Genomic DNA, 21,471 nt, shown 5'->3' with positions numbered 1-21,471 from the left:
GATGTCTCTATTCGAGCCGATCGATCCACTGCCGACACACGTCGACGGTGACCGGCTCGAACAGCTCCGGCGTCGAAATCTCGAAGAGGAACTGCGTCAGTAGATCGATGTCCTGTTCGTCGACCTCTGTCCGATCCAGAAGATGTACAGCGCCGGCCCACCTGGGCAACTCCCGGAAATCCAGTTCTCCGGATATGCACCTCTGCAGGACACTCCTCACAGCTGGGCGGTCCAGAATCACCGAAGGCCCTGCGCTGGAATCGCACCGATAGGCGGCTCGAACTGCCCTGTCCAGTGGCTCCGCCGAAAGAATCAGGCCGGTAAGCGCGTCGCACGCCGCTGATTCCATGGGATGTCACCCTACAGCGGCCGCGATCCTGCTGGACTCCGGGAAATACACCGGTCCGGATCTGGGTAATTCCTTGGTGGGCGCAGAGGGGTTCGAACCCCCGACCGCTGGTGTGTAAAACCAGAGCTCTACCACTGAGCTATACGCCCGTATCCCCCGGAGCGTATGTCCGGGGGAACGGTCTATGAATCTAGCGCGCTGAGCGCTTTCTCCCAAGCCGCCTGGTCACGGGGCTCTCCGGGGCCGTTCATCTCCGCGAAACGGATGATTCCCTCCCGGTCCACGACGAAGGTGCCGCGGTTGGCGAAGCCCGTGGTGTCGTTGAAGACGCCGTACTCCTGGGCCACCGCGCCGTGCGGCCAGAAATCCGACAGCAGCGGGAAGGTGTAGCCCTGTTCGGCCGCCCAGATCTTGTGCGTGGGTGGCGGACCCACCGAGATCGCGAGGATCTCGGTGTTGTCGTTCTGGAACCGGGGCAACTCGTCGCGGACCTTGCACAGCTCGCCCTGGCAGATGCCGGTGAAGGCGAGCGGGTAGAACACGATCAGGATGTTCTTGTCGCCGCGGTAGTTCGACAGCGAGACTTCCTGATTGTTCTGGTCCTTGAGGGTGAACTCCGGCGCCTTGGTGCCGACCTCGATGGGCATGGCGATCCTCCGAATCTCGGGCCGCACACCCCGAAGCCGGGGTGTGCGGACAGCTGTGGGCGGCTCAGCGCTGTTTGGTGGGGGCCTTGGGCTGCACCAGACGGCTGGCCGACCATTCGCCGAGTTTGATGGCCGAGGTCTGGGTGAGACCGGCGGTGGGGGCGGCCTCGGCGATCTCACTGGGATCGACATGGCCGTCGTTACCGGTCTTGGGGGTGAGCACCCAGATGAAGCCGTCGTCGGCGAGTGGGCCGATCGCCTCCATCAACTCGTCGACCAGGTCCCCGTCACCCTCCCGCCACCACAGCAGGACGACATCGATGACCTCGTCGGATTCCTCCTCCAGCAGCTCACTGCCGGAGGTCTCCTCGACGTCGGCCCGGAGGTCGTCGTTGGTGTCCTCGTCCCAACCCAGCTCCTGGACAACCATGCCGTGGGTGATGCCAAGCTTCTGCGCGAAATTCTGATCCTCCGCCGCGGCGACCACGGTGGCGTCCTCCTCAACTCCCGACTACAGATATGTGCAAGCGAACATGGTTATCGGCCCTAACGCAAGCCGATCGGGTAGATCGAATTTTCGATGTCGCGGGAAACCCCTGGTGACGGGCGATCCGGGTCAGCTGGGGCAAGCATCGCGCACCGCGTTGCGCGCGTCGTTCACGCGCTTGCTCGCATCGTTGAGCGGTCCCACCGGAGAGGTGTAGACCATGTCCCGGGTGGCTCGAGCGAGGGCGCGGGCTGCGTCCACGTAGGCGACGAGTTTCGTTTTCAACTCTTCGGGCAGCTGAGCGCCCGCGGTGTTCACTCCGCCTTCGACCTGTTTCGCGGCATCCTCGAGCGCGGTGACCGCGCCGTCCTTCACGGCGTCGTACTCCGGCGCGTTGTTGTCGTGCGCGTCGACGAACTCGTTGTACTTGCTCACCCCGACGCCGGTGGTGCCGGGGAAGAGGGTGCAGTTGTCGGAGATGGCCTTGTCGCGGGATGCCGCGATCTGCGAAGACGTGGCCGCGGCGGACGAGGACGACGCGTATGCCCGATACGAGGTCGCCTCGGCCGCGTTCGGTGTCGCGATGCCTTCGACCTGCTGAGCGCAGCCGGCCACGGTCGCCCCGGCGACCAGGGCCGCCGCGGCGCAGATCAGCCCGAAACGGCGCGGGTCCAGCCCTTCCATCGTCCTCCCGACTCCTCGGTAACCGCTGCCTGTCGCACGGTACTGGATCGGCGGCTGACATGATGATGTGGGACGCGCCACGCGAGGATGCGGGCGCGCCCGGAAAAGTCGTCACGAGTGATCCGCACACCAGCGGGCCGCTCGGGGTCACCGCAGCCATCAGCTCGACCACCCCCTGTACGAGGAGCAGTTTTGACCGATCTGATCCACTCTGGCGTCCCGGCGGAATCCGCTGTGCCGGGTTCCGCTCCCACCCCTCGCGACGCCGACGGCGTACCGCCCGGTGGCCGAGTCCGCGTGATTCGTGAAGGAGTGGCGTCCTACCTACCGGATATCGATCCGGAGGAAACCAGCGAATGGCTCGAGTCCTTCGACGAGATGCTCGAGCGTGAGGGCCCCGGCCGGGCCCGCTACCTGATGCTCCGGATGCTGGAACGCGCCGGTGAGCGGCGGGTGTCCATTCCTGCGCTGACGTCCACCGATTACGTCAACACCATTCCGACCGAGAACGAGCCCTGGTTCCCCGGCGACGAGGAGACCGAGCGGCGCTTCCGGGCCTGGATCCGCTGGAACGCGGCCATCATGGTGCACCGCGCGCAGCGTCCGGGTATCGGTGTCGGCGGCCATATCTCGACCTATGCGTCCTCGGCGGCGCTCTACGAGGTCGGCTTCAACCATTTCTTCCGTGGTAAAGACCATTCCGGCGGCGGCGATTCGATCTTCATCCAGGGTCACGCGTCGCCCGGGATCTACGCTCGCGCCTTCCTCGAGGGCCGGTTGAGCACCGATCAGCTCGACGGTTTCCGCCAGGAGTACAGCCATGGCGGCCTCGGTAAGGGTCTGCCCTCGTATCCGCATCCGCGACTGCTGAGCGATTTCTGGGAATTCCCGACGGTGTCGATGGGCCTGGGCCCGATGAACGCGATCTACCAGGCGCGGTTCAACCACTACCTGCACGATCGCGGTATCAAGGACACCTCCGATCAGCACGTGTGGGCGTTCCTGGGCGACGGCGAGATGGACGAACCCGAATCGCGCGGTCTCGCCCAGGTGGCGGCCATGGAAGGTCTGGACAATCTGACCTTCGTGGTGAACTGCAACCTGCAGCGACTGGACGGTCCGGTTCGCGGTAACGGCAAGATCATCCAGGAACTGGAGTCGTTCTTCCGTGGTGCCGGCTGGAATGTCATCAAGGTGATCTGGGGCCGGGAGTGGGACGCACTGCTCGGTGCCGACCGCGACGGCGCACTGGTGAATTTGATGAACACCACCCCCGACGGCGACTACCAGACCTACAAGGCCAATGACGGCGCCTACGTGCGCGACCACTTCTTCGGCCGCGACCCGCGGACCAAGGCGCTGGTGCAGGATCTGTCGGATCAGGAGATCTGGAACCTCAAGCGCGGCGGTCACGACTACCGCAAGGTGTACGCGGCGTACGCGGCGGCGCTGGCGCACAAGGGGCAGCCGACGGTGATCCTGGCCAAGACCATCAAGGGCTACACCCTCGGTAAGCATTTCGAGGGCCGTAACGCGACCCACCAGATGAAGAAGCTGACCCTGCAGGATCTCAAGGACTTCCGCGATCTGCAGCGCATCCCGATCAGCGATGCCGAGCTGGAGAAGGATCCGTATCTGCCCCCGTACTACCACCCGGGCGCGGAGACCAAGGAGATCCAGTACATGCTGGATCGCCGTAAGGCGCTCGGCGGGTACCTGCCGGAACGGCGTACGAACATCGAACCGCTGAAACTACCCGGCGACGAAGCGTACAAATCGGTGCGCAAGGGTTCCGGGAAGCAGAACGTGGCGACCACGATGGCGCTGGTGCGGCTCATGAAAGAGCTGCTGCGCGACAAGGAGATCGGCAAGCGCATCGTGCCGATCATCCCGGACGAGGCTCGCACCTTCGGGATGGACTCCTGGTTCCCTTCGCTGAAGATCTACAACCGCAACGGCCAGCTCTACACCTCGGTCGACGCGGAACTGATGCTCGCCTACAAGGAGAGCTCGGTCGGGCAGATCCTGCACGAGGGCATCAACGAGGCCGGTTCCACCGCATCGTTCACCGCGGTCGGTACGTCGTACGCCACCCACGGTGAGCCGATGATCCCGCTCTACATCTTCTATTCGATGTTCGGGTTCCAGCGCACCGGTGACGGACTGTGGGCCGCGGCGGATCAACTCGCCCGTGGTTTCGTGCTCGGCGCGACGGCCGGCCGGACCACCCTCACCGGTGAGGGTCTGCAGCACAACGACGGCCATTCGCTGCTGCTGGCTTCCACCAATCCGGCGGTGGTGTCCTACGATCCGGCGTTCTCCTTCGAAATCGCCCATATCGTGCGTGACGGCCTGCGCCGGATGTACGGCGGGACACCGGGCGTGGACGGGTTCGGCGGGGAGAACATCTTCTACTACATCACCCTGTACAACGAGCCCTATCAGCAACCGGCCGAGCCCGAGGGTCTCGACGTCGACGGGCTGCTCAAGGGGCTGTACCTGTACAAGAAGGGTGGCGCGGGAGATGTCCGGGCCCAGATCCTGGTCTCCGGGGTCACCGTGCCCGACGGTCTGCGAGCCCAGCAGTTGCTGGCCGACCACTGGGGTGTGGCCGCCGACGTCTGGTCGGTGACCTCCTGGGGTCAGCTGCGCCGCGAGGCTCTCGAACTCGAGATCGAGGCGCTGCACCATCCGGGTGAGGACGCGGGGCAGCCGTACGTGGCTCGGGCGCTGGCCGACGCACAGGGGCCGTTCGTGGCCGCCACGGACTGGATGCGCGCGGTTCCGGACCAGATCCGCAAATGGGTACCCGGCGATTTCACCACGCTGGGCACCGATGGATTCGGGTTCTCCGATACCCGGCCCGCCGCGCGCCGGGTATTCAATGTCGACGCCGAATCCATCGTGGTCGCCGCGCTGGCGGGGCTGGGCCGGATCGGCAAGCTGGATCCGGCGAAGGCCGCCGAGGCCGCCGCCCGGTACCGGATAGACGATGTTTCCGCCGCTCCGGCGTTCACTGCCGGCGGTGCCGGAGACGCGGAGTGACGGCGGTTCGATGATCGAACGCAGACCACCGCGTCCCCGCCGGGTCACCGAGGGCTCCAACGAGCACGAGGTGTTTCTGCCGACCGGCGCGCTGTCGCCGAATCGGCAGAACCGCGATCCCTTGCCGGACACACTGCTCAAGCGTGTCAAGCAATTCTCCGGCCGGTTGTCCACCGAGGCCGTGGGGTCGATGCAGGACCGGTTGCCGTTCTTCGCCGATCTGGACGCCGCGCAGCGCGCCGGCGTCCAGATGCTGGTGCAGACCGCGGTGGTCACCTTCCTGGAGTGGCTACAGGATCCGGACAGTGATATCCGGTTCAGCCTGGACGCTTTCCAGGTGTTTCCGCAGGATCTGGCGCGGCGGCTGACGCTGCGCCAGACCGTGGACATGGTGCGGGTCGCCATGGATTTCTTCGAACAATGGCTGCCCGCACTGGCGCGCAACGACCGCCAGCTGGTGGCGCTCACCGAGGCGGTACTGCGATACGGGCGTGAGCTCGGTTTCGCGGCCGCCTCGGTGTATGCCAGCGCGGCCGAATCCCGGGGCGCCTGGGATACCCGCCTGGAAGCGCTTGTGGTGGACGCGGTGGTGCGGGGTGACACCGGTCCCGACATGCTGTCGCGGGCGGCCACCTTGAACTGGGACGCCACCGCGCCTGCCACGGTGCTGGTGGGGACCCCGCCGCGGGATCAGGGCGTCTCGGTGGTCGGCGCGGTGCATACGATCGCGGCCCGGCACGGACGGGCCGCACTGGCGGTGGTCCAGGGCGCGCGGCTGGTGATGGTGGTGAGCGGCCCGCTGGGCGACACCCTGCACACCTCACCGTTCATGGCGGATCTGCTCATCGAGGCGTTTTCCGACGGTCCGGTGGTGATCGGACCGACCACCCGCACGCTGGGTGCCGCGCACAGCAGCGCCCTGGAGGCGCTGGCGGGCATGGAGGCGGTGATCGGTTGGCGGGAGGCACCGCGCCCGGTCCACGCCATCGAACTACTGCCGGAACGGGCGTTGCTCGGCGACCGAGCTGCGGTCGACGCTCTCGTCGAGTACCTTGTCCTTCCGTTGGCTTCTGCCGGTTCTGCCCTGGCGGACACCCTGGATGCCTACCTGGAATGCGGCGGCGCGGTCGAGATGTGCGCCCGTCAACTGTACGTTCATCCAAATACTGTGCGCTATCGCCTGAAGCGGATCGGGGAAGTCACCGGTCGCGATCCGCTCAACGCCCGGGACGCGTATGTGTTACGAATCGCCGCCTCAGTAGGTCGATTGACACGAACGCGTAACGAATCATCCACTTCAGCCCCAGATGACTCTTTTGTCCCAGCAGACAAAGACGGGCTGTAACGCCGACCCCAATTCGGTCGATCCGGACACCCCACGCGGGCTTTTGTGGAGATCATACAAAAGCTGTCCGAAAGCTCTATTCACGTCGACATCTCGCGAATGCGGTCTCACAGTGTTTTCTTAGGTACGTGATCGCGTTGTTCGCCCCTGGACAGGGCTCTCAGACACCCGGCATGCTCGCGCCCTGGCTCGACCTGCCGGGCGCTCGTGACCGGCTCGCACTGTGGTCGAAGGAATCGGGCCTGGATCTGATCCGGCTCGGCACCGAAGCGACCGCCGAAGAGATCACCGACACCGCGGTGACCCAGCCACTCGTGGTCGCTGCCGCGCTGCTCGCCTTCGCCGAGATCGGTGAGAAGCGGGTACCGGCCGACACCATCGTGGCCGGCCACTCGGTGGGTGAACTCGCCGCCGCGGCGGTCGCCGGCGTGATCTCCGCCGACCAAGCGGTTACGCTGGCAGCCATCCGCGGAACCGAAATGGCGAAAGCGTGCGCGCTCGAGCCGACCGGGATGTCCGCGGTGCTGGGCGGCGACGAGGCCGCTGTGCTGGCACGGCTCGAAGAACTGGAACTGGTCCCGGCCAACCGCAACGCCACCGGACAGATCGTGGCGGCGGGACGCCTGGACGCACTGGCCGAACTGGCCGCGAACCCGCCGGAGAAGGCCCGGGTACGGGCGCTTCCGGTAGCGGGCGCGTTCCACACCGAGTTCATGGCTCCTGCTCAGAAGGCGGTAGCGGCGGCGATCGCGGAGATCACCCCGCACGAGCCGATTCGTCCGTTGCTGTCGAACGCCGACGGCAAGCCGGTCGAGTCCGGCGCGGACGCGGTGGCTAAGCTCGCCGCGCAGGTCACCCGGCCCGTTCGGTGGGACCTGTGCACCGAAACCGTCCGGCAGTCCGGCGTCTCGGCGGTGGCGGAGTTGCCACCTGCGGGAACACTCGTCGGGATTGCCAAACGGGAGCTCAAAGGCACCCCCAACCTGGCGCTGAAGACCCCCGAGGACATCCCCGCGCTGGCCGAGCTCACGAGCTCCGGCTAGCTTGCCTACGGCCGTGTTTCCACGAACCCTCGCGGGAGCCCGGCACCGAAGCGGCGTAACCATACGCCGTCTCGGCCCGAAGAAATATGTAAGCCCTACACGAGAAAACAAGAAGGGAGCCACGAAGTGGCCGCTCTGACCCAGGAACAAATCGTCGAGGAACTCGGCAAGATCATCGAAGAGGTTACGGGTATCGAACCGTCCGAGGTGACCGTCGAGAAGTCCTTCGTCGATGACCTGGACATCGACTCGCTGTCCATGGTCGAGATCGCGGTGCAGACCGAGGACAAGTACGGCGTGAAGATCCCCGACGAGGATCTGGCCAGCCTGAAGACGGTCGGCGACGCCGTCAACTACATCCAGAAGCTCGAGGCGGAGAACTCCGACGCCGCCGCAGAGCTCAAGGCCAAATTCGACAACGCCGAGTAGGGCCGACACCGTGACCACTCCTGCTGCGTTCTGTCCCTCGACCTTGAACGGGAACTTCCCGAACGTCGTCGTCACGAGCCTGGCGGCGTCCACGTCGATCGCGGGTGACGTCGATGCGACGTGGAAGGGTCTCCTCAACGGCGAGAGCGGTATCGACGTTCTCGAGGATTCCTTCATCGAGGAATACGACCTACCGGTCCGTATCGGCGGCCACCTGAAGGTTCGCCCCGAAACTCTGCTGAGCCGGGTCGAGATCCGCCGGATGGCCTACGTCGAGCAGCTCGCGACCGTGCTCGGCCGCGAAGTCTGGCGCAACGCGGGCAGCCCGGAGGTCGATCCGGACCGGCTGGGTGTGGCCATCGGCACTGGACTAGGTGGCGGTGACGCGCTCATCGATTCGGTCGACAAACTGAAGAACGGGGGCTATCGCAAGATCTCGCCGCTCGCTGTTCAGATGGTCATGCCGAACGGGCCGTCTGCCGTCGTCGGCTTGGAGCTGAAGGCCAGGGCAGGAGTGGTCACTCCGGTCTCGGCGTGCTCGTCGGGCTCCGAAGGCATCGCCAACGCATGGCGCATGATCGTCATGGGTGACGCCGATATGGTCGTCACCGGCGGTGTCGAAGGCTTCATCGACGCCGTGCCGATCGCCGCGTTCACCATGATGCGCGCGATGAGCACCCGCAACGACGATCCGAAGGCCGCCTCGCGGCCCTTCGACAAAGATCGCGACGGATTCGTCTTCGGCGAGGCCGGTGCGCTCATGGTCATCGAGACCGAAGAGCATGCCAAAGCCCGCGGTGCCACCATCCACGCCCGTCTGCTGGGCGCCGGTATCACCTCCGACGGCTTCCACCTGGTCGCACCGGACCCCGAGGGCACGGGCGCCGCCCGCGCCATGACCCGGGCCATGCAGACCGCGGGTCTGTCCAAGAAGGACATCACCCATATCAACGCGCACGCCACCGCCACTCCGATCGGCGATACTGCCGAGGCACGGGCGATCAACAAGGCCGTCGGCAATCATGCGTCGATCTACGCGCCCAAATCGGCGCTCGGGCATTCCATCGGCGCCGTCGGCGCGCTGGAGTCCGTGCTCACCGTGATGGCCATCCGGGACGGTATCGTGCCGCCCACCCTGAACCTGGAGAACCAGGATCCAGAGATCGACCTCGATATCGTCGCCGGCGAAGCACGGCGCCAAGAGATCGAGTACGCGATCAACAATTCGTTCGGTTTCGGTGGGCACAACGTCGCGCTCGCCTTCGGTCGGGCCTGATAGGTCCCTGCCGAATAGTTCGACGACCCACAGACGGGGCCGCCGGGTACATCCGGGCGGCCCCGTCTGGGCTCTCGGCCACCCGCGGCCGGTGTCTCGGTCACACATCATCGAGGAGAGAACGCGATGACGATTATCGCCCCGGCCCGCCATCAGGAAACCGTGACGGATCCGCGCGATCCACTCGGGCGGCTGAACCGCTTCTTCGACCCCGGGACCGTCCTGCCGCTGCACCCGCGCGACAAATCGGGAGTGCTCGCGGCGGTCGGCGAGGTAGACGGGGTTCGAACGGTCGCGTACTGCTCCGATGCCACCGTGATGGGTGGCGCGATGGGTGTGGAGGGCTGCAAGCACATCGTCGACGCGATCGACACCGCGATCGATTCCGGTGCCCCGGTCGTCGGTCTCTGGCATTCCGGTGGTGCTCGGCTGGCCGAGGGCGTGGAGGCCCTGCACGCGGTCGGCCAGGTCTTCGAGGCCATGGTCCGCGCCTCCGGTCAGGTGCCCCAGATCTCGGTGGTACTCGGCTTCGCCGCCGGCGGTGCCGCCTACGGACCCGCCCTCACCGATATCGTGATCATGGCCCCGGAGGGCCGGGTCTTCGTCACCGGACCCGACGTGGTGCGCAGCGTGACCGGCGAACAGGTGGACATGGTCACCCTCGGTGGACCGGAAACCCACGGCAAGAAGTCGGGCGTCACCCATATCGTCGCCGACGACGAAGCCGACGCCGTACACCGCGCCCGCCGACTGGTATCGATGTTCGCCGAACAAGGCGAATTCGACCTCCGCGCCGCCGAACACGGAGACGTCGACCTGCTGGCCCTACTGCCCGCCTCGGCCAAACGCGCCTACGACGTCAAACCGCTGGTCCACGAACTGCTCGACAATGTCGACGGCGAATCCAGTTTCGAAGAACTACAGGGCGGCTACGCCCGCTCCATGGTGACCGGCCTCGGCCGGCTCGGCGGCCGTACCGTCGGTGTTCTCGCCAACAACCCGTTGCGGCTGGGCGGCTGCCTGGACTCCAAGAGCGCCGAGAAAGCGGCCCGGTTCGTCCGGCTCTGCGACGCCTTCGGTATCCCACTGGTCGTGATCACCGACGTCCCCGGCTACCTGCCCGGCGTCGGCCAGGAATGGGACGGCGTAGTCCGGCGCGGCGCCAAACTGCTGCACGCGTTCGCCGAAGCCCAGGTCCCGCGGGTCACCCTGGTCACCCGCAAGATCTACGGCGGCGCCTATATCGCGATGAACGCCCGCTCGCTCGGCGCGACCGCGGTCTATGCCTGGCCGGGCTCGGAAGTCGCGGTGATGGGCGCGAAAGCCGCCGTCGGCATCCTGCACAAGAAAGCCCTCGCCGCCGCGCCGGAAGAAGAGCGCGAAGCTCTGCATGAACGACTGACCGCCGAACACGAAGCCATCGCCGGCGGCGTGGAGCGGGCGGTGACGATCGGTGTAGTCGACGAGATCATCGACCCGGCCCACACGCGCAGCAAGATCGCCGGAGCCTTGGCTGCGGCACCCTGCCGGGCCAGCCATCACAAGAACATTCCGCTGTGAGTCGGCCGGTCCGCGTGGCGGGCCGCTGAGCGGACCGCCGGAGGAGGGGCAGGACCGATAAAAGCGAAATGATCCGTCGACACCCCTCTGTCGACAACAATGCGCAGATGGGACGCGATGGAGCGGGGGCTCGCGAGCGCAAACGTCACGGGCGGCACTACACACCTGCCACGCTTGCGGGTTTCCTGGCGGGCCGGGTGGTGGCGCGGATCGGGACGCCCGGGCGGGTGCGGGTCCTGGACCCGGCGTGTGGGTCCGGGGAGTTGTTGTTCGCGATCAAGGATGCGCTGGCCGATCGTCTGCCGGGGGTTCCGGTCGAGCTGACGGGTTACGACCTGGATCCGGCCGGGTTGGTGCTGGCTCGGCGGCGGGCCGCGGAGTCGGGGGTCGGCGCCGAATGGCGGCAGCGGGACTTTCTGGCCGATTGTGCGGGGTTGCCTGCGGAATCGTTCGATGCGGTGATCGCGAATCCGCCGTACGTCCGGACCCAGCAGTTGGGTGGGGAGGCGGCGCAGGCTCTGCGTGGGCAGTTCGGGTTGCGGGGGCGGATCGATCTCACCCATCCGTTCGTCGCGGCGCTGCCGCGGTTGATGGCCCCAGGCGCGGTGCTGGGTCTGCTGTGCGCGAATCGTTTTCTCACCACGAAGGCGGGGTCGAATCTGCGCGGGTTGCTGCTGGCCGATCTGACGCCGGTGGAACTGTACGACCTGGGGGATACCAAACTGTTCGAGGCGGCGGTTCTGCCGGCGGTGACGATTGCCGTGCGCGGTGCGACACGGGGGACCTGCCGGTATGTGTCGGTCTACGAGGAGGAGGCCCGAGCCGTATCGGATACGGGAACCGCGGGCTCGGTCGGCGCGATACCGGCAGAGGGGGCGCGGCGTTCGGACCGGCTCGCCGAGTACGGTCCGGTCGGCTCGATTCCGGCGAGGCGGGGACCTGGAGCGGGGCTCTCCGGCGGAAGGTCGCAGGGAGACGCCGGCGAGCCCACGAGGGGTTCGGAGACCGCGGGGGCCTCGGGCGGGGACCGGGAACTGTTCGTGGCTCTGGGTGGCGCCGCCGATACGACCGTGTCGCGGCAGGGCCGCCGATTCGCGGTGACGGTGGGGGAGCTGGCGACCGAACCCGGCCCCGCGGCGGCGTCGGTGGGGTGGCGGATGTCCCGGATGGGGCACGACGACTGGTTGCGCGGGGTTTCCGACCGGATGTGGCGGACTTTCGGTGATCTGGGGCGTATCCGGGTGGGGATCAAGACCAATGCGGACAAGGTGTTCATCGCGGTGCACTGGGGTGATCCGGCTGCCGAACCGGAACTGCTGCGGGATCTCATCACCCATCACGATCTGCGCCCGTGGCGCATCGATCGGATACGCGAGACGCGGGTGCTGTACCCCTACGACCTCACCCGGACCCGACGGGTGCCGGTGGATCTGGCGCGGTATCCGCGGACCGCGGCCTACCTGGAGCAGCATCGGGAGGTGCTGACCGCCCGGGACTACCTCACCGGTGCGGGCCGGAAATGGTTCGAGCATTGGGTGCCGCAGCGACCACATCTGTGGCGTATCCCGAAGGTGGTGTTCCCGGATATCAGCGACCGGCCGCGGTTTGCGCTGGATCGCTCCGGGGCGGTGGTCAACGGCGACTGCTACTGGATCTCGCTGGCGGACCTGGGCGGTGGCGCCGGTGCCGAGGATCTGGCCTGTTTGATGATGGGCGTCGCGAACTCGTCGCTGGGGCTGCGGTATTACGACGCCGTCTGCGGTAACCGGCTCTACTCCGGGCGGCGGCGCTGGATCACCCAGTACGTGTCCCGGCTACCGCTACCGGATCCGGGAACTCCGGCGGCGACCGCGATCGTGTGCCGGGTGCGCGCGCTGGCCGAGGAACCGGAGACCGGCGCGGCGGGGCAGGAAGAACTGGACGAGCTGGTCCACCGCGCGTTCGCCCTGTGAGACCAGTCGGTTCGACAGGGCCCCGACGCGACGCCGAAGGCAGGCGCCATCCACACAGTCGGGTCACGAGGCCCCCGGCCCCCCGCCGAAGGCGGGGCCACCAGACACAGTCGGGGCCCGCCCCGGTTCTGGAGCGACAGAGCGAAGGAGCGCAGCGACTGAGCGCCGGAGTGAAGAACCGGGGTTAATAGGGCCCCGACCCGCCCCGCCGAAGGCGGGGCCATATACACAGCTTTCAGTTCGGGTTGTGGCCGGAGACCATGGGCAGCAGGGTGCGGCGGGCGAATTCGCGGCCGGCGGCCTCGTCCTGGATGGGGATGAGACCGTCAGGGGTGAGTGCCAACGACAGGGCCAGGCGGGCCATGATCTCGGCGATCAGGTCGGGATCGAAATCGGTACCGCTGTCGTTCAGTTCTCGCAGTTTCGCTGCCAGATAGGTGCGGCCGACGGCCAGGATCGGTCCTGCCTCGGTGGTGAGCCTGGGTAGTACGAGATCCGGTTCGGTACGCAGCAGCCGGATCAGCAGTGGGTTACCGGCGATGGCGGAGATGAAGGCCACGAAGATCTCCACCAGTTGATCTTCGGAGCCGGTTACCGTGCGGACCCGATTGTCGATCTTGGTGACGAATCGCTGTGCTTCCCGCACTGTGACGGCTTCGACCAGGTCGTTCTTCGATTCGAAGCGACGGTAGAGGGTGGCGGGGCTGATGCCGGCCCGGCGGGCGATCTCGCCCATGCTGGTGCGTTTGATCCCGAAATCCAGGAACGCCGATAACGCGCTGTCGAGGACTTTCCCGCTGTCGGCGGGGGGCTCGGCAAGGATGCGTTGCAGAATCGGCGGTACGGGTGGCATGGTTTCCACACCCTATCCGACGGCCGTCGCGCCGGGTGACCTGTGCGTTGGTTTCGTGCTGGGCGTCACTCCCGCGGCAGATCCAGTTCGGCCATCTCGTGTTCGATTGCGTTGGCCGCGAAATCCACTCCTCTGGAACGTAGTTCGTGGACCCGGCGCTGCAGCGCCTCGATTCCTCCTGGTTGCGCGGCGATATCTGCCACGCTGACCCGTCCTGTCGGCCGACGCGTCCCGGACTGCTCGCACGCCACCCGTCATACCTCCTGCCGGCACATCGCCGTGCCCACGTGTACGGGTCGCCCGAAACGCCGACGCCTTGCAGGACAGTGGGTTTCGGGCCGAACCGTCTCCCCGGATACGTTGTTCCATCCTAGCAGCCACCTACTGGACGCTTGTCCAATAGTGTGTCCGGGCAGTCGGTGGAGTCGGCTCAGATCTCCTTCGCCGACCGATGCTCGGACATGTGGTGCAGATAGACCATGGCATTCAATTCCACGCCGCGCTGCTGCTCGGCGGTGAGTTCACGGCGCACCTTGCCCGGGACACCGGCGACCAGCGACCCCGGCGGGATCTGCGCGCCCTCCGGAATCAGCGCGTTTGCGGCGATCAGGCTGCCCCGGCCGATCACCGCGCCGTTGAGTACGGTCGCGCCCATCCCGATCAGGCAGTCGTCCTCGATCGTGCAGCCGTGCAGGATCGCGTTGTGCCCGACCGACACCCCGGCACCCACGGTGGCCGGGAAACCCGGGTCGGCGTGCAGTACACAGCCGTCCTGGATATTGCTGCGTTCTCCGACGGTGATCAGTTCGGTGTCACCGCGCAACACCGCGTTGTACCAGATACTGACCTGGGCCCCGAGCTTCACCCGGCCGATCACATTCGCGGTGGGCGCGATCCAGGCGGTGGCGTCGACCTCGGGCTGGTGTCCGCTGACTTCGATCCTCATGTACGCAACCTAACCCGCGGCGATTCGCCGCCGTGGAGGCAGTCGCCCGCGACCGCGCCCGGTCCGGTGGGCCATATCAACTGTTCCCCGGTGCGCGCAGCGGCCGTGCGGACCCGTCGTCGAGTGGGAGGTCGCGCATCTTGTCGGGATTGCGCACCACGTGGATGGCGGTGATCCGTCCCTCGTCGACAGTGAAGGAGAAGATCCCGTGGTGCCGTCCGTCGAAGACCAGCAGGCCCGGCATCCCGTTGACCTCGATCATCCGCAGCCAGCCGTTTTCCGCCATCGGCGCGCGATGCCAGACGACCAGCATCTCGGCGATGAAATCGGCGCCCCGCACCGGCTTGCGGACGGCCGATACCTTGCCGCCGCCGTCGGCGGTGAAGGACACCTTGCTGTCGAGCACCCCCAGCAGCGCGCTCATATCACCGGACCGCCAGGCCGCCGAGAACGCCGAGACGACCTTCTCCTGTTCATCCGGTGACGCCGGGAAACGCGGGGTCCCGTCCTCGACCCGTTTACGGGCGCGCGAGGCCAGCTGCCGGACCGCGGCCGGGGTGCGGCCCACCACTTCGGCGACCTCGGGTCCCGACATCCCGAACACATCCTGCAGGACGAACGCGGTGCGCTCGGCCGGTGACAGCGATTCCAGCACCACCAGCAGCGCCATGGTGACCCGTTCGTCCTGGGAGATCCGGTCGGCGGGATCCTCCCAGTCCGAGACCGCGGGTTCGGGCAGCCATTCGCCGACGTACTGTTCGCGCCGCATCCGCGCCGAACCGAGCTGATCCAGAGCCAGGCGTCCGGTCACCGTGGTCAGCCACGCCTGCAGATTGTCGATGGGTGCGCCGCCGGACTCCTGCTGTCGCTGCAACCGCAGCCACGCCTCCTGCACCACATCGTCGGCGTCGGCGAGGCTGCCGAGAGTGCTGTAGGCGAGACGACGCAGGTACGGGCGCAGTTCCTCGAAATGCCGGGCCAGGTCGGTGGCTCCATCTCGGTCGGTCACTGCGGTTCCCCGTTCGGTCGTGGCCCGCGGTCGGGCGATGGTGTCACCGAGTCGACGACGCGCGCACCCGCTGTGTGACATCGGGCGGTCGCCGACCGTGGCCAGGTCGTGGCGGTATCGGCCCCGCCGGGTCGATCCTGCCAACACCGGTACCGGTCGCGGGAATTCCTCGGCCTGTCGTCCCCGGCCCGGACAGGACTCCGGCGCTGGATACGCTCACCCGGTGCGCAGAGGTGTTTCGACCGCGGCGGGTCTGCTGATCGGCTTCGCCATCGATCGGGTGGTCGGGGACCCTCGGCGCGGGCATCCGGTGGCGGGGTTCGGGATGCTGGCCGCGTCGCTGGAATCGGTGAGCTATGCCGATCACCGGCGGGCGGGGGTGGTTCACGAACTGGTGCTGGTGGGGTCGGTTGTGGGCTTGGGCGCCGCGCTGCGGCGGGGTGGTACGACAGCGGTGGCTGCGGCGACCTGGACGGTCCTGGGTGGACGGAGCTTGGCACGGACCGGGCGGATGATGGCCGATCGGCTGGACGCCGGCGATGTGGCGGCCGCCCGGGAAATGCTGCCCGCGCTGTGCGGGCGGGACCCGGAGTCACTCGACGCCGACGGGCTGGCCCGGGCGGCACTGGAGTCGATCGCCGAGAACACCTCCGACGCCGCCGTCGCGCCACTGCTGTGGGGCGCGGTGGCCGGCGTTCCCGGACTGCTGGGCTATCGGGCGGTCAACACCCTCGACGCCATGATCGGCTACCGCAACCAGCGGTATCGGAATTTCGGATGGGCGGCCGCCCGCGTCGACGATCTGGCGAATCTGCTTCCGGCCAGGGCGACCGGATTGCTCACCGCGGTGGTGGCACCACTTGTCGGCGGCCGTCCCGGCACGGTGCTGCGGACTTGGCGCCGGGATGCGCGCCGGCACCCCAGCCCGAACGCCGGAGTGGTGGAAGCCGCGGCGGCCGGGGCGCTCGGTGTCCGGCTCGGCGGGCGTACCGAATACCGGCACGGGGTCGAGCAGCGGCCGGAACTGGGTGTGGGACCGGCGCCCGCGGCGGGTGATCTGCGGCGGGCCGTCCGGCTGTCGGAACTGGTGCAATACGCGGCGGTGGTTTCGGCCGTGCTGGCCGCGCCGCTGAGCGCGATGCTGTGGGACCGGATACGCGCCCGGCCCACACGTGGCTGAGATCGGGTATCGGCTACACCGGTGGATCCCGATATCGGTGCCGGTCTTGTATCAGTGCCGGTCCCGGCCGTATCGATCGGCCAGGCGGGCCTCGATGGTGACGGGTTCGGGTTCGGGGGTACTCGGCGCGGCGGGGTCGGATCCGGCTTTCGCCGCGGGGCGTTGTCTGCGCCGTTCGCGGATCTCGGCCCACGCGAAATAGCCCAGTCCCAGCGGCGCCATGATGCCGAAAGCCAGCCATTGCAACCCGTAGGACAGATAGGGACCGGCATCGAGCTGGGGTAGCGGGACCGGCGTGAAGGCGCCGGGCTGGCCGTCGGACAGCTGGAGATAGGAGCCCCGGTCACCGACCGGGATCGGGGTCAGCGGGATACCGAGAACCGTGGTCTCCTGCGGGATATCGATCGAGTAGACGTGCGGGATACCGTTCTGGACCGCGGGCGTGCGCTGCGGGTCGACGTTCTCCGAGACCCTGATCCGGCCCTCGACCCGCTGCACGCCCGCGGGCGGTGGATCGATCGGCGGCGGCTGCGACCCGTCGACCGCCGCCACCAGCCCGCGATCCACGAGCAGGGTGCGGCCGTCGGTGAGAGTGAACGCGGACAGCACCCCGAAACCGGGTGCGCCGTCGAGATGCCGCAGCCGGACCAGCACGGTCGAATCCGGGACGTAGCTGCCTTCGGCGTACACCTTCCGCCATTCGGTGGCCGCACCCACCGCATCGCCGTCGAGGATATCGGTGACGGCCACCGGATCGGCGTGGACCGAATCGGCGATCAGCTGGTTGCGGTCGGAGGTGGTCTCGTTCTTGCCGAGCTGCCAGGGCGCGAGCACGGTGAAACACATGTAGGCGAAGCCGGCGACCACTACGGCCAGGATCAGCCAGCCGGGACGCAGCAGGAAGGCCAGGCGGCGCATCAGGCCGCACCGCCGGTGACCGGGGCTCGCGCGGGGAGCGCTGCGTGGACCCAATCCAGCAGGCCCGGGACCGCGGCCTCGATCTGCGTACGCACCAGTTCGAATTCCTCGGTCCCGCCGTAGTACGGATCGGGTACGTCGATCCCGTCGGCGTCCGGATCGAAACTGCGCAGCAACCGGCGGCGGGCCGGCGGGATACCGCGCATCGCGAGGTCGCGGTCGTGTTCGGTGGTCATCGCGACGACCAGGTCGGCGTCGGTGTGCTCGGTGCCGAACCCGGTGGCCCGGTGGCCGGTGGGGTAGCCGTGGCGGCGCAGAGTGGCGGTGGTGCGGGGATCGGCTTCGGCCCCGGCGTGCCAATCGTGGGTGCCGGCACTGCTCACCCGGACCCGGTCGGCCAGCCCGGCCCGGGACAGATGGCCCAGCAGGATCTTCTCCGCCATCGGCGACCGGCAGATGTTGCCGGTACAGACGAACGATATGTGCAGCTCACCCACGACAGCCATTCTGGCGGGTCGATCGGGCCCGGCGCCACGTAGGGTGCGTCTCATGCTCACCGATCATGTCGATTTCGCCGGGCTGCGTCATCACGGTGACGTAGATGCCCAGCCGGGTCTGCTCGATTTCGCGGTGAACGTCCAGGGCGCCGCGCCACCACGCTGGCTACGGGACCGGCTGGTCGCCGCCCTGGACTCGCTGGCCCGATATCCGGCCGCCGCGGACGAGCGGCACGCCCGGGAAGCCGTGGCCGCCCGGCACGTGGTCGCACCCGACCACGTCCTGCCGCTGGCCGGTGGAGCGGAGGGTTTCGCCCTGCTTCCGCGGTTGGCACCGCGGCTCGCGGCGGTGGTGCACCCGTCGTTCACCGAGCCCGAACTCGCCCTGCGCGAGGCCGGTGTCCCGGTGCACCGGGTGCTGCTGGAACCTCCCTACACCCTCGATCCGGCCGTGGTTCCCGAGGAAGCGGATCTGGTGGTGATCGGCAACCCCACCAACCCCACCTCGGTACTGCATCCGGCCGCACTCGTCCGCGCGCTGCTGCGTCCGGGGCGGATCGTGGTGGTGGACGAGGCCTTCATGGACGCGGTGCCCGGTGAGCCGGAGTCGCTGGCCGCGCAGGCAGGGGAGGGGCTGCTGGTGTTGCGCAGTCTCACCAAGACCTGGGCGCTGGCCGGGCTGCGTTGCGGGTATCTGCTCGGGGCGCCGGAGGTGCTTCGGCAGCTGGTCCGGGGCCGGGCGCACTGGCCGGTGGGCACCCTGCAGCTCGCCGCGATCGCCGCCACCGCCTCGCCGCGCGCGCTCGCCGAGACCGCGGCGCGAGCACTGGAGATCGGTGAGCACCGTGCGGCGATGGCCGCGCGGCTGACCGGCGCCGGTGTCGCGGTGCGGACCCCCGCGGCCGCGCCCTTCCTGCTGCTGGAGGTGGAACGCGGCGAGATACTGCGCGAATATCTGCGCCGGCACGGCATAGCGGTACGGCGCTGCGACACGTTCCCCGGCCTGGGGCCGGGGCATGTGCGGGTCGCGGTCCGGCCGCCGGAGGATGTCGAGCGGCTGGTGGCGGCGCTGGGTAACGCCGGACGGCTGGTCTAGCCGGTATCACCGCCGGTGGGCGGACCGTCCGCGCCGGACCGCCGTTCACGCGACATCATTGTCGCCGACGAAACCCTGTCGCCGACGAAACCCTGTCGCCGACGAAACCCTGTCGCCGACGAAACCCTGTCGCCGACGAAACCTGAGAGCTCCCGAGAGGAAGGTGTGCCGTGGCCACCCTTGCCGAACTCGTCGCGACGCTGGAGGCGGCCTACCCGCCGCGGCTGGCCGAACCGTGGGATTCGGTCGGTCTGGTGTGCGGGGACCCCGCCGAGACCGTACGGCGCGTGCTGTTCGCCGTGGATGTCACCGCGGCCGTCGTGGACGAGGCGGTGCGGTGGGAGGCCCAGGCTGTGGTGGCCCATCATCCGCTGTTGCTGCGGGGCGTGGACAGCGTTTCGGCCGACCGCCCCAAGGGGTCTCTGGTGCACCGGCTGATCCGCTCGGGTTGTGCGCTGTTCACTGCGCATACGAACGCCGATTCCGCCGACCCCGGCGTATCCGATGCCCTGGCCGAGGCGCTCGGATTGACGGTCACGGGCCCGCTGGACCCGAAACCTGTACCCGCCGTGGACAAATGGACGGTTCAGGTGCCGCCGGGACATGCCGATGCGGTGCTGGCGGCGCTGTTCGACGCGGGAGCGGGCAGTGCCGGGGACTATCGGGAAGCGGCATGGCGGGTCGCCGGGACGGGTCAGTTCCGGCCACTGGACGGCGCGAACCCGGCGACCGGGGTGGTGGGCGAGCTGGTCCGGCCGGCCGAGGACCGGCTCGAGGTGGTCGCGCCACCGCGATCGCGGGCGGCGGTGCTCGCGGCGCTGCGGGCGGCGCATCCCTACGAGGAACCCGCGTACCACGTGACCGAACGGGCCGCGCTGAGCGGAAACCAGGGGCTGGGCCGGATCGGTACCCTCGCCGAACCGCTGACGTTGCGCGATTTCACCGCCCGAGCCGCCACCGTCCTGCCGGAAACGGCTTGGGGTGTGCGTGCCGCGGGCGACCCGGACCTGCTGCTGCGCACGGTCGCCGTCTGCGGTGGCGCGGGTGATTCGCTGCTCGATATCGCCACCCGCCGCGGGGTCGACGCCTATCTCACCGCCGACCTGCGCCATCATCCGGCCGACGAACATCTACGCCGTTCGGGGCCCGCGTTGATCGATGCGGCCCACTGGGCTACCGAGTTCCCCTGGTGCGCGCAGGCAGCCGCTGTGGTCCGGGACGGGCTTCCGGAGCTGGAGACACGGGTCTGCACCGTTCGTACCGACCCGTGGACGGTCGGCTGCGGCGGCTGACCGCCGCGCGGACGCCCGGGCACGTGGCTTCGGACCGGTCGGCGCCGCCGCCCCCACCCCCCGGAGTACGGTGGACCTTCTTATCCGTCCACAGTGTGCAGGGAGTTCGTTCGCGTTGAATGTCGAACCATCGATTCAGGCCCAACTGCTGCGTCTCGCCGCGGTCGACGCCGAGCTGACCCGGATCGCGCACCGGCGCAGCGTTCTTCCCGAACAGCAGGAGGTCGACCGGTTCGAGGCCGAACGCAACGCGCACAAGGACGCTGCGGTGGCCGTCGAGATCGTGCTCGACGATCTCGACCGCGATATCCGCAAACTCGAGGGCGAGATCGAAGCGGTCCGCAAGCGTGAGGATCGCGACCGCGGCGTGCTGGAAGCGGGCTCGGTCGGCGCGAAACAGCTGTCGGAACTGCAGCACGAGCTGGCCAGTCTGGAACGGCGCCGCTCGGTGCTCGAGGACGATCTGCTCGAGGTGATGGAACGCCGTGAAGCTTCCGCCGCCGATCACGAACATGCCGGTGCCCGCCTCGATCGGACCGAAGCCGAGCTCACCACCGCGCGCGACCGCCGCGACGAGGCACTCGCCGACCTGGATGTGGCCCAGCAGCGCTGCGAAACCGACCGGGCGAAGCTGGTCGGCGTGTTCCCCGAGGAACTGCTTAGCATCTACGACCGGCAGCGCATCGGCCACGGTATCGGTGCGGCGTTGTTGCAGGCCCGGCGCTGCGGGGCGTGCCGGATCGAACTGGACCGCGGTGAGATCGCACGTATCGCGAAAACCGCGCCCGACCTGGTGGTGCGGTGTCCGGAATGCGGTGCGGTGCTGGTGCGGACCAAGGAATCCGGATTGTGAGGTCGCACCG

At 68.0% G+C, this 21,471-nt stretch carries 21 protein-coding genes and 1 tRNA gene; 11 read left to right on the top strand and 11 right to left on the bottom strand.

Annotation, left to right across the window (positions count from 1 at the left end):
* Positions 1–7 precede the first annotated feature (7 nt).
* From OG405_RS18650 to OG405_RS18630, 5 genes are all read right to left on the bottom strand, one after another.
* Positions 8–349, bottom strand: a complete 342-nt coding sequence (locus tag OG405_RS18650) for a hypothetical protein (RefSeq protein ID WP_327147753.1) — start codon at positions 347–349, stop codon at positions 8–10.
* A gap of 74 nt (positions 350–423) precedes the next feature.
* Positions 424–498, bottom strand: a tRNA-Val gene (locus OG405_RS18645).
* 33 nt (positions 499–531) lie between these two features.
* Positions 532–996, bottom strand: coding sequence for a peroxiredoxin (locus OG405_RS18640; RefSeq protein WP_327147752.1), 465 nt, complete (start codon positions 994–996; stop codon positions 532–534).
* 64 nt (positions 997–1,060) lie between these two features.
* Positions 1,061–1,483, bottom strand: coding sequence for a DUF3052 domain-containing protein (locus tag OG405_RS18635; RefSeq protein ID WP_327147751.1), 423 nt, complete (start codon positions 1,481–1,483; stop codon positions 1,061–1,063).
* Positions 1,484–1,612: 129 nt separating this feature from the next.
* On the bottom strand, positions 1,613–2,167 hold the full coding sequence (locus OG405_RS18630; RefSeq protein ID WP_327147750.1) for a hypothetical protein: 555 nt from the start codon (positions 2,165–2,167) through the stop codon (positions 1,613–1,615).
* Positions 2,168–2,401: 234 nt separating this feature from the next.
* Here OG405_RS18630 and aceE point away from each other — a divergent pair, with 234 nt between their 5' ends.
* The 7 genes from aceE (at position 2,402) to OG405_RS18595 (ending at position 12,817) form a co-directional block, all read left to right on the top strand.
* On the top strand, positions 2,402–5,212 hold the full coding sequence (aceE, locus tag OG405_RS18625) for a pyruvate dehydrogenase (acetyl-transferring), homodimeric type (RefSeq protein WP_327152398.1): 2,811 nt from the start codon (positions 2,402–2,404) through the stop codon (positions 5,210–5,212).
* Positions 5,213–5,222: 10 nt separating this feature from the next.
* Positions 5,223–6,557 carry a PucR family transcriptional regulator gene (locus OG405_RS18620; RefSeq protein ID WP_327152397.1) on the top strand — a complete coding sequence of 445 codons (1,335 nt, stop codon included), beginning with the start codon at positions 5,223–5,225 and terminating at the stop codon, positions 6,555–6,557.
* Between the two features lie 128 nt (positions 6,558–6,685).
* Complete coding sequence (locus OG405_RS18615) at positions 6,686–7,600, top strand: ACP S-malonyltransferase (protein ID WP_327147749.1); 915 nt, start codon at positions 6,686–6,688, stop codon at positions 7,598–7,600.
* 126 nt (positions 7,601–7,726) lie between these two features.
* Entirely contained in the window at positions 7,727–8,029 is a 303-nt protein-coding gene (acpM, locus tag OG405_RS18610; RefSeq protein ID WP_327147748.1) for a meromycolate extension acyl carrier protein AcpM, read from the top strand.
* Between the two features lie 10 nt (positions 8,030–8,039).
* Positions 8,040–9,305 (top strand): KasA/KasB family beta-ketoacyl-ACP synthase, encoded by a 1,266-nt coding sequence (locus OG405_RS18605; RefSeq protein ID WP_327147747.1) that lies wholly within the window; start codon positions 8,040–8,042, stop codon positions 9,303–9,305.
* A 126-nt stretch (positions 9,306–9,431) separates the two neighbouring features.
* Positions 9,432–10,865 carry an acyl-CoA carboxylase subunit beta gene (locus OG405_RS18600; protein ID WP_327147746.1) on the top strand — a complete coding sequence of 478 codons (1,434 nt, stop codon included), beginning with the start codon at positions 9,432–9,434 and terminating at the stop codon, positions 10,863–10,865.
* 107 nt (positions 10,866–10,972) lie between these two features.
* Positions 10,973–12,817 carry an Eco57I restriction-modification methylase domain-containing protein gene (locus OG405_RS18595; protein WP_327147745.1) on the top strand — a complete coding sequence of 615 codons (1,845 nt, stop codon included), beginning with the start codon at positions 10,973–10,975 and terminating at the stop codon, positions 12,815–12,817.
* A 235-nt stretch (positions 12,818–13,052) separates the two neighbouring features.
* Here OG405_RS18595 and OG405_RS18590 read toward each other — a convergent pair whose 3' ends face one another.
* The 4 genes from OG405_RS18590 to sigJ all read right to left on the bottom strand — a co-directional run bounded on the left by OG405_RS18590 (position 13,053) and on the right by sigJ (position 15,625).
* Positions 13,053–13,670, bottom strand: coding sequence for a TetR/AcrR family transcriptional regulator (locus OG405_RS18590; RefSeq protein WP_327147744.1), 618 nt, complete (start codon positions 13,668–13,670; stop codon positions 13,053–13,055).
* Positions 13,671–13,735: 65 nt separating this feature from the next.
* Complete coding sequence (locus tag OG405_RS18585) at positions 13,736–13,873, bottom strand: hypothetical protein (protein WP_327147743.1); 138 nt, start codon at positions 13,871–13,873, stop codon at positions 13,736–13,738.
* 227 nt (positions 13,874–14,100) lie between these two features.
* Entirely contained in the window at positions 14,101–14,616 is a 516-nt protein-coding gene (locus OG405_RS18580) for a gamma carbonic anhydrase family protein (RefSeq protein ID WP_327147742.1), read from the bottom strand.
* A gap of 76 nt (positions 14,617–14,692) precedes the next feature.
* A complete protein-coding gene (sigJ, locus tag OG405_RS18575) occupies positions 14,693–15,625 on the bottom strand; it encodes an RNA polymerase sigma factor SigJ (RefSeq protein ID WP_327147741.1) in 933 nt (310 codons plus the stop codon).
* A 223-nt stretch (positions 15,626–15,848) separates the two neighbouring features.
* Between sigJ and OG405_RS18570 the strand changes: the two genes are divergently transcribed.
* Positions 15,849–16,805, top strand: coding sequence for a cobalamin biosynthesis protein (locus OG405_RS18570; RefSeq protein ID WP_327147740.1), 957 nt, complete (start codon positions 15,849–15,851; stop codon positions 16,803–16,805).
* A gap of 51 nt (positions 16,806–16,856) precedes the next feature.
* On the opposite strand, the gene OG405_RS18565 is transcribed toward OG405_RS18570, so the two are convergent.
* A complete protein-coding gene (locus OG405_RS18565) occupies positions 16,857–17,723 on the bottom strand; it encodes an SURF1 family cytochrome oxidase biogenesis protein (protein ID WP_327147739.1) in 867 nt (288 codons plus the stop codon).
* A complete protein-coding gene (locus OG405_RS18560) occupies positions 17,723–18,229 on the bottom strand; it encodes a low molecular weight protein-tyrosine-phosphatase (protein ID WP_327152396.1) in 507 nt (168 codons plus the stop codon). Before OG405_RS18560 ends, OG405_RS18565 begins: the two co-directional genes overlap by 1 nt.
* A 43-nt stretch (positions 18,230–18,272) precedes the next feature.
* Here OG405_RS18560 and cobC point away from each other — a divergent pair, with 43 nt between their 5' ends.
* The 3 genes from cobC (at position 18,273) to OG405_RS18545 (ending at position 21,461) form a co-directional block, all read left to right on the top strand.
* Positions 18,273–19,316 (top strand): Rv2231c family pyridoxal phosphate-dependent protein CobC, encoded by a 1,044-nt coding sequence (cobC, locus tag OG405_RS18555; RefSeq protein WP_327147738.1) that lies wholly within the window; start codon positions 18,273–18,275, stop codon positions 19,314–19,316.
* Between the two features lie 170 nt (positions 19,317–19,486).
* Positions 19,487–20,608 (top strand): Nif3-like dinuclear metal center hexameric protein, encoded by a 1,122-nt coding sequence (locus OG405_RS18550; RefSeq protein ID WP_327147737.1) that lies wholly within the window; start codon positions 19,487–19,489, stop codon positions 20,606–20,608.
* Between the two features lie 115 nt (positions 20,609–20,723).
* Positions 20,724–21,461, top strand: coding sequence for a zinc ribbon domain-containing protein (locus tag OG405_RS18545; RefSeq protein ID WP_327147736.1), 738 nt, complete (start codon positions 20,724–20,726; stop codon positions 21,459–21,461).
* Positions 21,462–21,471: the final 10 nt, after the last annotated feature.

Origin of the sequence: Nocardia sp. NBC_01329, assembly GCF_035956715.1 — a bacterium.
Lineage (GTDB): Bacteria > Actinomycetota > Actinomycetes > Mycobacteriales > Mycobacteriaceae > Nocardia.
The sequence above is the reverse complement of the archived record's forward strand: the minus strand, read 5'-3'. Positions and strand labels throughout refer to the sequence as shown.

Bases quoted from the DNA above. Each gene is read 5' to 3' on its own strand.
- OG405_RS18650 (WP_327147753.1), bottom strand. From the start codon at position 349: ATGGAATCAGCGGCGTGCGACGCGCTTACCGGCCTGATTCTTTCGGCG.
- OG405_RS18640 (WP_327147752.1), bottom strand. From the start codon at position 996: ATGCCCATCGAGGTCGGCACCAAGGCGCCGGAGTTCACCCTCAAGGAC.
- OG405_RS18630 (WP_327147750.1), bottom strand. From the start codon at position 2,167: ATGGAAGGGCTGGACCCGCGCCGTTTCGGGCTGATCTGCGCCGCGGCG.
- OG405_RS18620 (WP_327152397.1), top strand. From the start codon at position 5,223: ATGATCGAACGCAGACCACCGCGTCCCCGCCGGGTCACCGAGGGCTCC.
- OG405_RS18600 (WP_327147746.1), top strand. From the start codon at position 9,432: ATGACGATTATCGCCCCGGCCCGCCATCAGGAAACCGTGACGGATCCG.
- OG405_RS18595 (WP_327147745.1), top strand. From the start codon at position 10,973: ATGGGACGCGATGGAGCGGGGGCTCGCGAGCGCAAACGTCACGGGCGG.
- OG405_RS18590 (WP_327147744.1), bottom strand. From the start codon at position 13,670: ATGCCACCCGTACCGCCGATTCTGCAACGCATCCTTGCCGAGCCCCCC.
- OG405_RS18580 (WP_327147742.1), bottom strand. From the start codon at position 14,616: ATGAGGATCGAAGTCAGCGGACACCAGCCCGAGGTCGACGCCACCGCC.
- OG405_RS18565 (WP_327147739.1), bottom strand. From the start codon at position 17,723: ATGCGCCGCCTGGCCTTCCTGCTGCGTCCCGGCTGGCTGATCCTGGCC.
- OG405_RS18560 (WP_327152396.1), bottom strand. From the start codon at position 18,229: ATGGCTGTCGTGGGTGAGCTGCACATATCGTTCGTCTGTACCGGCAAC.
- cobC (WP_327147738.1), top strand. From the start codon at position 18,273: ATGCTCACCGATCATGTCGATTTCGCCGGGCTGCGTCATCACGGTGAC.